This window comes from Paenisporosarcina sp. P5_A11 (genome assembly GCF_056400705.1).
The window spans coordinates 1-11143 of record NZ_JBFUKT010000104.1; the positions used below are offsets into that span (position 1 = coordinate 1).

The following is an 11143-nucleotide window of genomic DNA, read 5'->3' on the forward strand; positions in this document are numbered from 1 at the left end:
TAATAACCCAGCACCCTAATATGCTAGAAGGGTTATTTGGTGGACGTAATGTTTCACAAGCTTCTGCTCTCTTTTTACCTTTCGCCACGACTGCTTTCGTTACGATTTGACGGACATATTTCAAAGCCATCCTCCTTCGTTCGATTCTTTTTCATGATATGCAGGATGTGCCCATTAGGTGAACAGAAAAGTTTAAAGCTTTATTTTTGTTTGACATATACTTTTGAAGAACGACTCTTGTAATTAATGACCGTTAAGTACAGTGCCAAGACCTATCATTTGGAATCTGGCGCAAATGAGTATAGGAGTAAAATAAGGGCTACACGCTTCGTTTTGCGACTTTTCTTATGGTTAGCTAGGCGTGTGACCCCTATGACGTTAAATTTACGTGTGAGGTACGTAAATCACTTTCTACACATACATGCTGCGTTACACTGACGAAGATAGGTTCTCAGTCCTCTCCTTACGCTTTTCCTTCTGCACCATGAGCTATAGAGCTCCCTTGCAACCTGGACGATCAACGTGTTAATTACTATGGTACACAATCTAAACGGGAGTCACCGGGCTTAGACCCCCTCTCACTTTTCTGTGAATGATACTTTCGTGGCTTTCGTTAAAGAATGTAGGATGAAAGGGAAGCGTTTCATCCTAATAAATTCCACTGACACATACAGGTTTCCAGGTCTCTCCGGACGCTTTCCCTGCTGCACCATGAACTATAGAACAAAACATTAGGTATAGATGTAGCAGGGTGCTTTCCAAAGCTCCCTGGAAACCTGAGTAATAAAGGGATTTCAGGTCGCTTGGGACGCTTACTTGCTGTATTTTTTTCTGAAGACATAATGAAGGTTTGAGTTGAGTAAACTTCCGTTCAGTACGAAAGAATTTCCAGATTTTGTACAACCTGTAGTGCTCTTGCGTCAACCTGGCGCTACACTTCGTCAACCTGGACAATGAAAAAACTGTTTCCTCGATTAAGAGGAAACAGTTTTCTTATGGTTTTATGAACAACTACCTGGCTTAGTGTTTTGTACTCTTGAGCCAGTTTCACCGCGCAGTACATCGCCTTCTGTTGATTCGATAATTTGGTTTGTTACGTTATTTGAAATTGTGTTTGCAACTAGTTGCAATAAGTCGTTAACATCACCTTGTGATTGTTTAAACTCTTGAACAATTGGAAGATCATCAATTTCTTCTTCAATCTTCTCAATTTTACCTTCGATTAACGATAATGCTTTTTCTTTACCGTATTGTTGGAAGTTAACCGCTTGTTTTTGAAGGCTCTTTAAACTCGCAATTTTTTCGCGAATTTTTTGGTTTTCATTAATTTGTGCTTCTGCACGTTTGAAGAAATCAACTTCTTCTGTTTGCGCAATCATTTCTGCGATTTCTTTTGCTTTTGTAATTATATCTTCTTTTGTGTATTTCGTTGTCATGAGACACCCACTTCTTGGCCAGAAACGACTTCAATTAATTCGCCTTCTAATGACCATGTTTTTGTATTTGTTATTTTTACTCGTGCAAGTTTGCCAATGATGTCATTACTACCGACAAAGTTTACAAGCTTACTTGTTCTTGTGTAACCCGCTAGTACTTCTGGATTTCTTCTACTTTCACCTTCTACTAAAACTTCAACAATTTGCCCCTCATATGCACTCATGGCTTTTGCTGATAAGTCGTTAACAAGGCTATTCAAACGTTGTAACCGTTGTTTTTTCACTTCCATTGATACGTTGTCTTCCATTTTTGCGGCTGGCGTACCATCACGTGGTGAATAAATATACGTAAAAGCGTGTTCGAATCCCACTTCTTCATATAACGACATGGTTTCTTCAAACTGCTCGTCCGTTTCATTTGGGAACCCCACAATGATATCAGTCGTTAAGGACGCATCAGGTAAAGCGACTTTGATTTTACGAACTAACTCTAAATATTGTTCACGACTATATTTTCTAGCCATTAACTTTAACATACTTGATGACCCTGACTGAACAGGTAAATGAATATGTTCAACTAAATTACCACGTTTTGCAAGGACTTCGATTAAATAATCATCAAAATCGCGTGGATGGCTAGTCGTAAAACGAATACGAGGCAAATCAACTTGACGGAGATCATTCATTAAATCTCCAAGGCGGTAAGTGATATCATCAAAGTCTTTACCGTAGGCATTTACATTTTGTCCCAGCAATGTGACTTCTTTGTATCCTTGCGCCGCTAGCTGCCTAATTTCTTGAATGATATCTTCTGGTCGGCGACTGCGCTCTTTTCCACGTGTGTATGGAACAATACAGTACGTACAAAACTTATCGCAACCATACATAATATTGACCCAGGCTTTTATTGTACCACGACGAACTTTTGGTAAGCTTTCAATGACATCGCCTTCTTTTGACCACACTTCAATTACCATCTCTTTTGAAAGATATGCTTCATTTAAAATGTTTGGTAATCGGTGAATATTGTGCGTACCAAAAATCATATCGACTTGATTATAAGTTTTTAATATTTTATTGACAACAGATTCCTCTTGGGACATGCATCCACAAACACCAATTAGCACATCTGGATTGTCACGTTTAATTTTTTTATAGTGTCCCAGTTCGCCAAACACTTTATTTTCAGCATTCTCTCGGATCGCACATGTGTTAAGCAATATTACATTAGCTTCTTGAACATTTTCTGTAGACGTGTACCCTAAATTTATGAATATGCCAGCCATAACTTCAGTATCATGCTCATTCATTTGACATCCGAATGTTCGAATGAAAAACTTACGACCGTTCCCCATACCTAAAAATTCAGCATTAATAGTAAAATCTTTATGATAAGCAATATCTTCTTTTCCACGTTTCTTTGCTTCTTTTAAAGAGGGTTGAACGTAAACAGATTGGAAATATTGGCTATAATCTTTTTCTGTTTTATTCTTTACTTCTTTTACTTGCGAGGTATGTATGCGTTGTTCTTCATTCATTAGAAAACCCCTTTCATCATGTTGACACATTAGACGAAAACTTCATTCTTCTATTATACTTACACCCTAGTCATTCATACAAGATACTCACTTCAATTGTCGATGTTTCGACAAAGAAACTGTGAATTTTCAAAGAAAAATCAATTGTGTATGTATTCTCTTCTCCTAAAAGCAAACAAGAAAAAACCCAATCCTTTTGAGATTGGGTTTTTTAATTAAGTTCGTGTACGTTTTTCAACTAACAGTTTAATAGCTGTTCGGTCTTCACCAGAGATTACGATATCAGTAAATGCAGGTGAGCAAATTAAATCGGACCCACTCGGTGCGACAAAGCCACGTGCTATAGCTACTGCTTTTACAGCTTGATTCAGTGCTCCTGCTCCAACTGCTTGCATCTCTGCATACCCTTTTTCACGAATAACTGCCACTAATGCACCTGCCACTGAATTCGGATTTGATTTTGAAGATACTTTTAAAGTTTCCACTACGATTCCTCCTTGTCCTTGCTGACCGTTGGACAATTATTCTGTCCATAAATCACTATATGCAAGTTCAAAGAGGGTTAGAAGAAGTTATCCTTTGAATGGATAATCTTCATTAATATAAACACGTTCAAAAGAAATGGCTTTCCCTGTTTGGTTGTCTAGTTCCACAAAAAATCCGCTGAGTACAGATCGTCCTGTTTTTGGCACTTCAAAACGCACAGGCATGTTTGTTTTGAAACGATACAATACATCTTCCTTCTTCATTCCGAGTACACCATCATAAGGTCCTGTCATACCTACGTCTGTAATGTACGCCGTACCGTTTGGAAAAATACGAGCATCTGCTGTTTGGACATGTGTATGAGTCCCTACTACAGCAGATACTTCTCCATCTAAATGCCAACCCATTGCAATTTTTTCACTCGTTGCTTCGGCATGGAAATCAACAAAGATCAGGGGAGATAGTTCCTTTGCTTCATTTACGAGTTCAGTTACTTTTTTAAATGGATCATCGTGAGGAGGTAAAAAAGTCCGACCATGTAAGTTAATGACTGATAGCGTATGACCATTCTTCGTCACGCTGGTCATTCCTTTACCAGGAGCGTCATCTGAAAAGTTTGCTGGTCGAATTAAATAATCGGTATCATCAATAAAATCAAAAATTTCTTTTTGATCCCATGTATGATTCCCCATCGTTACAACGTCAACGCCCATAAATAACAAGTCTTGAAATATCTTTTTTGTGATCCCACGTCCAGATGCTGCATTTTCACCATTTGCAATAACGACATCTGGTTGATATTTTCTTTTTAATCTTGGTAAATAGTCTTCTAGTGTATCGCGACCAATTGATCCTACAATATCTCCAATAAATAATACTTTCATTTTCATTCCTTCTTTCGTTTCCAATAAAAAAAGGCTTCAAAATGAAGCCCTTTTTTATTTATTTAGCGTATTCAACAGCACGTGTTTCACGAATCACCGTTACTTTAATATGTCCCGGATAATCCATTTCTTCTTCAATTCGTTTACGGATGTCACGCGCTAAACGATGTGCTGTAATATCATCGATTTGCTCTGGACGTACCATGATACGAATTTCACGACCTGCTTGAATGGCAAATGATTTTTCAACACCATCATAAGACTCTGAAATTTCTTCCAGTTTCTCTAGACGGCGAATGTAATTTTCTAAAGTTTCACTACGTGCCCCAGGGCGTGCTGCTGATAATGCATCTGCTGCAGCAACAAGAACAGCAATGACAGATGTTGCTTCTGTATCACCATGATGTGATGCAATACTGTTAATGACTACTGGATGTTCCTTGTATTTCGTTGCAAGTTCTACACCGATTTCAACGTGGCTACCTTCCACTTCGTGGTCGATGGCTTTCCCGATATCATGTAGTAATCCTGCACGACGAGCAAGTGTTACATCTTCACCAAGTTCAGCTGCCAATAAGCCAGCTAAAAATGCGACTTCTTTAGAGTGTTTCAGTACGTTTTGTCCATAACTTGTACGATATCGCATACGACCCATAATTTTTATTAAATCAGGATGTAAATTATGAACTCCCACATCGAATGTGGTTTGTTCACCAATTTCTCTAATTTGTTCATCGACTTCGCGTCTTGACTTTTCAACCATTTCTTCAATACGTGCAGGGTGAATACGGCCATCTTGGACTAATTTTTCAAGTGCCAAACGAGCTGTTTCACGACGGATTGGATCAAAGCCTGAAAGAATAACAGCTTCAGGAGTATCATCGATAATTAAATCAATTCCTGTCAATGTTTCGAGCGTACGGATGTTACGGCCTTCACGACCAATGATGCGACCTTTCATTTCATCATTTGGCAAATTGACGACCGAGACTGTTGTCTCAGCTACATGATCTGCAGCAAAACGTTGTATTGCTAATGAAAGGATTTCACGAGCCTTTTTATCAGACTCTTCTTTCGCACGCGTTTCAGATTCTTTCGTCATCACTGCGATGTCAGTTGCTAATTCATTCTCTACTTGGTGTAGAATAATGCCTCTTGCTTCTTCACGTGTTAATGCAGAAATGCGTTCAAGTTCTGTTTGTTGTTTAGCAACTAGTTCAGCCACTTTGCTTTCCATCTGCTCGATATGTTGTTGTCTCTCAGTTAGCGCGTCTTCTTTGCGCTCAAAACCCGCTTCTCTTTTGTTAAGAGCATCATCCTTACGATCAAGGTTTTCTTCTCTTTGTAAGTACCGATTTTCCTGTTTTTGCAGTTCAGCTCGGCGTTCACGGATGTCAGATTCTGCTTCAGATCTTAATTTGTGAGTTTCATCTTTTGCTTCTAGTAATGCTTCTTTTTTAAGAGCTTCCGCTTCGCGCTTCGCCTCATCTACGATGAGAACAGCTGACTGCTTCGCACCAGTCACTTTTGAATCGTTCACATTTTTAATAAAAAAGTAGCTAACAAAGGTACCGACGACAAGACCAAGCAAAGCGGAGATGATTATTTCAAGTAGCATTTGAACACCTCCTCTTGCTTATTTCATTTTCATTTTCATTTTCAGGTGGCTCATATATGGAAGGATCCAATATACTGCCAAATGGTTTTCATTTAAGAGATTATACAAGTTTAATTGTATAGATGTAAAAATACTCTGTCAAGGATACACAAGTGTTACTAAAGTAAAAATAGCCTACCGAATTACGGCAGGCTATTACATGAAACTTATTTATCTAGTAATAACTCAAATTCTTCTTCCTCTTCTTCGTCATGAGCGGCAATCGTGTAGGCAGTTGCCATCATTCCGTAAGCAGCTCTAATCTTTTGAGCAATTTCATTACGCGTTGCATCGTTCTCTTTAAGGAATTGTTTTGCATTTTCACGCCCTTGACCAAGACGATCGTCATTATATGCATACCAAGAACCACTTTTATTAACGATATCCATTTCTACACCTAAATCGACGATTTCACCTTCTCGTGAAATTCCTGATCCATACATGATATCAACTTCTGCAGTACGGAAAGGTGGAGCTACTTTATTTTTAACGATTTTAATTTTTGTTTTATTCCCCATGAATTCATTTCCAGATTTAATCGTTTCTGCGCGACGAACTTCTAATCGAACTGAACTATAGAACTTCAACGCACGTCCACCAGGTGTCACTTCAGGGTTACCGAACATAACGCCTACTTTTTCACGAATTTGGTTAATGAAAATAGCAGTTGTCTTAGATTTACTAATTGCTCCTGATAATTTACGTAAAGCTTGAGACATTAGTCGAGCTTGAAGACCAATATGGGAATCTCCCATTTCTCCTTCAATTTCCGCTTTTGGCACAAGAGCTGCTACGGAGTCAATAACGATAATATCAACAGCACCACTTCGTACTAGTGCTTCTACGATTTCTAAAGCTTGTTCTCCTGTATCTGGTTGTGACAATAATAACTCATCAATATTAACACCTAAGTTTTGAGCGTAAACAGGATCTAGTGCATGCTCAACGTCAATAAATGCTGCCTGGCCACCTGCTGCTTGTGCTTCTGCAATCGCATGAAGAGAAACAGTAGTTTTACCAGAACTTTCTGGTCCATAAATTTCAATAATACGGCCTCGTGGATATCCACCTACACCAAGTGCTACATCAAGTGCAAGCGAGCCACTAGATGTCGTTAAGATTTCACGATCCGTTTTTTCGCCTAATTTCATAATTGAACCTTTACCAAATTGTTTTTCAATTTGTTTTAACGCCATGTCTAACGCTGCTTTACGATCGCTCAAGAATGGTTCCTCCTCTAATTTCAAACTCAAATTTAACTTCTGTCTCTACTATACTTGGTTTATGAGAAATACACAAGAAAAAAGCGAACGTTCATTCGCTTTATTTTTAGCCAAAATAAAAATTTGAACCTCGAAAACGGTCCAAATTTCAATTTTACGCTATTATTATCCTTCAAAATTAAATTTTGCTTATTAATTTAAAGCTAAAAGTAATTTTAAAAAAATCATTATTTCTTATTTTAAAGGCTCTTATTACGTGTTAACAGCTGTATTAAATAATGAAGCGTACGTTTTACAGCTCGTAACCGATTGGTATTCCGCATATCGCTTAAATGCAATTCATGAGTCACGACTTCATCGTTTGGAAGAATAATCGCAATCCATACTGTTCCCGCAGGCTTATTTTCAAGTTCGAGTGGTCCTGCAACACCTGTTAAGGCTACCCCAATATCCGATTTGAACATTGTTTTCACTTGTGTAGCCATTGCAGTTGCACATTCAGCACTTACAACTCCGTATTGTTCAATAATTTCTCTGGATACACCTAGTTGGTTCACTTTCGCATCAACTGCATATGTAACCATGCCACCTAATAAGGTTGAGCCAACTCCTGGAATAGCAGCTAATTCTGATTGAAACAGTCCCGCTGTTAAACTTTCCGCTGCAGAAATAGTCAGTCCTTGTTCTATTAAAAGTTTCGTTGTACTTGAAGCTAGAGAATCATCATTGTAACCATATAAGTAGTCACCTACACGTGATAATAACAGTTGTTGTGTTTCATGAATTAATCGCTGAGCTTCTTCTTCGGTTGTCGTTTTAGCTGTTATACGTAGAGTGACTTCACCATCAGAAGCAAGAGGAGCTATTGTCGGATTTGTTTGTGTTTCTAATAAATCCATGATTTTTGTTTCGAGTTCTGCTTCACCAATCCCATAAAACCGCAATACCTGAGAAACGATAATATCTCCATGATTTAATAAAGTAGCTAATAATGGTTTTGCTTCTAATTGAAACATCGGTTCCATTTCTTTCGGTGGACCAGGAAGAAGAATATAAGTATGGTTTCCATGTGAATACAACATACCTGGAGCCATACCGTTTTTATTCTCTAATACCTTACAGCCATCTAATACGAGTGCTTGTTTTTTATTATTTTCAGTCATCGGACGATTTACACGTTGAAAAAATGCTTCAATTGACAACATCGCAGTTTGGTCCATAACAAGCTCGGTCCCAAGATGTCTTGCAATCGTTTCTTTAGTCAAATCGTCTTTTGTTGGCCCAAGACCACCCGAGAAAATAATCAAGTCTGCTCGAGACTCAGCTAACTCGATGGCTTGCTCTAAGCGCTCAGCATTATCACCTACTACAGTGTGATAATACACATTGACACCAAGTTCAGCTAACTGACTCGAAATGTAACGAGCATTTGTATTTGTGATTTGACCTAATAATAGTTCGGATCCTACAGCAATAATTTCAGCATTCATGAATAATCACACCCCTATTTTGAATCAAGTAAAACACGTCGGTTCGCATAGAAATAATCCCAGCCAGACCAGACTGTAAAGAATAACGATACATACAACATAATGGTAGCGAAAGGAATAGAGAACATTTCGAAAACGATATTATGTAGTAGCAAAGCAGAAATCGCGATAATTTGCGTCCACATTTTAATTTTCCCAAGTTGCTTCGCTGCGACAACTTCTCCTTCGTCGGCTAAAATCAAACGAAGTCCTGTCACTGCGAATTCACGACTAATAATTAAAATTACAACCCATGTAGGAGCAAACCCTAGCTCAACTAAAATAATAAGAGCAGCAGAAACTAATAATTTATCAGCAAGTGGATCTAAAAATTTACCCATGTTGGTAACTAAGTTATGTTTACGTGCATAATAACCATCGATAAAGTCAGTCACTGCTGCAAAAATAAAGATAATTGCTCCAATCAAGTGTTCAACCGGTAAAGTAGCTCCTAGAAATGTAACCTCTTTCCAGCCAAAGTCAACAAGCATAAAAACGACAAATATTGGAATCATGATAATTCGTGAAACTGTAATTTGATTTGGTATATTCATTATTTTTCTCCTTTCGATTCAAAGAAAATAGCCATCTTGTTAGAGATGACTATTGCGGTTTAGTAAATTGAATCATCATATTTTGAGTAACTCTGTCAGTAGGTGGTGTACCATACTCGACTTTTTCATCATTAATAAACACATCTATTTGAGGTGCTGCACCAACTCGAATACGAGCAGTTTGAGCATCACTTAAATCTAGTGTAACCGTTTCACCTTCTGCTAATTCACGACCGAGCAATTCTACTCCTGATTGATTCTGAACACCGACCCAAGCTCTACCACGAGCGACGATTTTCAATGACTTTGTATCCGATCCTGAAAGTGAATAATTCGTTGTTTCACCATCAATTGTTCCCATTTCAATCGTTTGCTTTGTTTCTTCTACAAGAATTTCTTCTTCTGCAGTTTCTTCTTTTTCAGAATCGTCTGGAGACGAAGTCTCACCTTTTGTTTCAGGCTCGTCAAGTGATACTGGTTGTTCAGTATCACTTGCAGCTGGATCTGGTTTATTCGCTATATTTTGATAGAAGACCCAAAAAATCACGATACCAATAATAATAAATAAAGCAACAACGATCATTGGGAAAATATCGCCTAATTGGTTCGAAGATTTAGATAAGGATCTACTTCTTGAAGGTGAAGATGTAATACTATGTCGTACTTCTTCTGTGGTAGAAGAGGGTACTTCTTGTTTATATGACTCTAGCAATTCATCTGAATCTAAACCAACTGCATCAGCGTATTGCTTAATAAATGCACGAACATAAAACGGACCAGGCATCATGCTGTAGTTGCCCTCTTCGATACCGGCCAGATAACGTTTTTGAATTTTCGTAATTTCTTGTAAGTCGTCTAAACTATATCCTTTTGCCGTTCTCGCCTCTTTCAGACGAGTTGCTAATTCAGTCAACTAAAACACCTGCCTGTTAAAAATTAAAACCACCGAAGCCATCAAAACTACCTCTTTCAGACATCATCTGGTTTTTTTCCATCATTTCATACGTAATTACTTCATCTGGTTCATGTCTCAGTTCAATAATATAGTCAAAGTCTTCAATTGTGTAATCCGACTGTTGAATAAACATGTCTGGATGTTCTACAACTTTAATTGAAGGAAGACGCATCATTTCACGTACTAATTGTAAATGACGTTCATCTGTTGATTGTTTTGTAACAATTCCATCTAAAATAAAAATATTGTTATCGCTAAATTCGTCTCCTGCTAACCGACTTCTTACAGTCTGTTTAATCATGGTCGAAGATAAAAACACCCATTTTTTATTCGCACTAACACTAGCTGCAACAACTGATTCTGTTTTCCCTACACGAGGCATCCCACGAATCCCGATTAATTTGTGTCCTTCTTGTTTAAACAATTCTGCCATGAAATCAACCAAAAGACCTAACTCATCCCGAACAAAACGGAATGTTTTGCGATCATCGACATCTCTCTGTATGTATCGTCCGTGTCTAATTGCTAAAATATCACGTAATTTAGGTTCTCGGAATTTAGTTACACGAATAGTATCCATCGTAGAAACAATTAATTCAAAACGTTCAATCTGCTCATCATCTTCTGCACGAAGTAACATCCCTCGTCTTCCCTGGTCCACACCGTTAATCGTAACGATATTCACACGAAGCATTCCTAGTAATGAGGCAATGTCTCCGAGTAATCCTGGTCGATTTTTTTGTATTTCGTATTCAAAATACCATTCGCGCATATTGTAACGACCTTTCTGTCTATCTTTTTAACAGAGCAAGTCTTAATTTTTAAGACTTTCAAGTCGCCATTCTATAATATGACGTTTTAAAATGCTCTAGGTTCTATCA

The 11143-nt window shown here is 38.0% G+C and carries 11 protein-coding genes; all 11 read right to left on the minus strand.

The genetic code is table 11. The annotated features are described in order from the left end of the window. The coding region (cotE, locus tag AC1DOS_RS13380) for an outer spore coat protein CotE (RefSeq protein ID WP_477537916.1) at window positions 1-124 on the minus strand (124 nt) is incomplete at its 3' end. A gap of 877 nt (window positions 125-1001) precedes the next feature. Further along, complete coding sequence (locus tag AC1DOS_RS13385; protein WP_108584711.1) at window positions 1002-1436, minus strand: YlbF/YmcA family competence regulator; 435 nt, start codon at window positions 1434-1436, stop codon at window positions 1002-1004. After that, window positions 1433-2974, minus strand: coding sequence for a tRNA (N6-isopentenyl adenosine(37)-C2)-methylthiotransferase MiaB (gene miaB, locus AC1DOS_RS13390; protein ID WP_477537913.1), 1542 nt, complete (start codon window positions 2972-2974; stop codon window positions 1433-1435). Before miaB ends, AC1DOS_RS13385 begins: the two co-directional genes overlap by 4 nt. Before the next feature lie 215 nt (window positions 2975-3189). Next, window positions 3190-3459 (minus strand): stage V sporulation protein S, encoded by a 270-nt coding sequence (locus AC1DOS_RS13395; RefSeq protein WP_024534957.1) that lies wholly within the window; start codon window positions 3457-3459, stop codon window positions 3190-3192. 87 nt (window positions 3460-3546) lie between these two features. Further along, a complete protein-coding gene (locus AC1DOS_RS13400) occupies window positions 3547-4344 on the minus strand; it encodes a TIGR00282 family metallophosphoesterase (protein ID WP_108584708.1) in 798 nt (265 codons plus the stop codon). 58 nt (window positions 4345-4402) lie between these two features. After that, window positions 4403-5962: a ribonuclease Y gene (gene rny, locus AC1DOS_RS13405; protein WP_108584706.1), complete on the minus strand. Its 1560-nt coding sequence runs from the start codon at window positions 5960-5962 to the stop codon at window positions 4403-4405. Window positions 5963-6168: 206 nt separating this feature from the next. Next, window positions 6169-7224, minus strand: coding sequence for a recombinase RecA (gene recA, locus AC1DOS_RS13410; protein WP_108584704.1), 1056 nt, complete (start codon window positions 7222-7224; stop codon window positions 6169-6171). 239 nt (window positions 7225-7463) lie between these two features. Beyond that, window positions 7464-8714 (minus strand): competence/damage-inducible protein A, encoded by a 1251-nt coding sequence (locus AC1DOS_RS13415; protein WP_477537914.1) that lies wholly within the window; start codon window positions 8712-8714, stop codon window positions 7464-7466. Window positions 8715-8728: 14 nt separating this feature from the next. Further along, the gene (gene pgsA, locus AC1DOS_RS13420; RefSeq protein WP_477537915.1) at window positions 8729-9307 is read right to left on the minus strand and encodes a CDP-diacylglycerol--glycerol-3-phosphate 3-phosphatidyltransferase; all 579 of its coding nucleotides are present in this window, start codon (window positions 9305-9307) and stop codon (window positions 8729-8731) included. A 49-nt stretch (window positions 9308-9356) separates the two neighbouring features. Further along, window positions 9357-10220, minus strand: a complete 864-nt coding sequence (locus AC1DOS_RS13425) for a helix-turn-helix domain-containing protein (protein ID WP_108584699.1) — start codon at window positions 10218-10220, stop codon at window positions 9357-9359. A gap of 16 nt (window positions 10221-10236) precedes the next feature. After that, window positions 10237-11034 carry a DUF3388 domain-containing protein gene (locus AC1DOS_RS13430; RefSeq protein ID WP_108584697.1) on the minus strand — a complete coding sequence of 266 codons (798 nt, stop codon included), beginning with the start codon at window positions 11032-11034 and terminating at the stop codon, window positions 10237-10239. Between the last annotated feature and the right edge of the window lie 109 nt (window positions 11035-11143).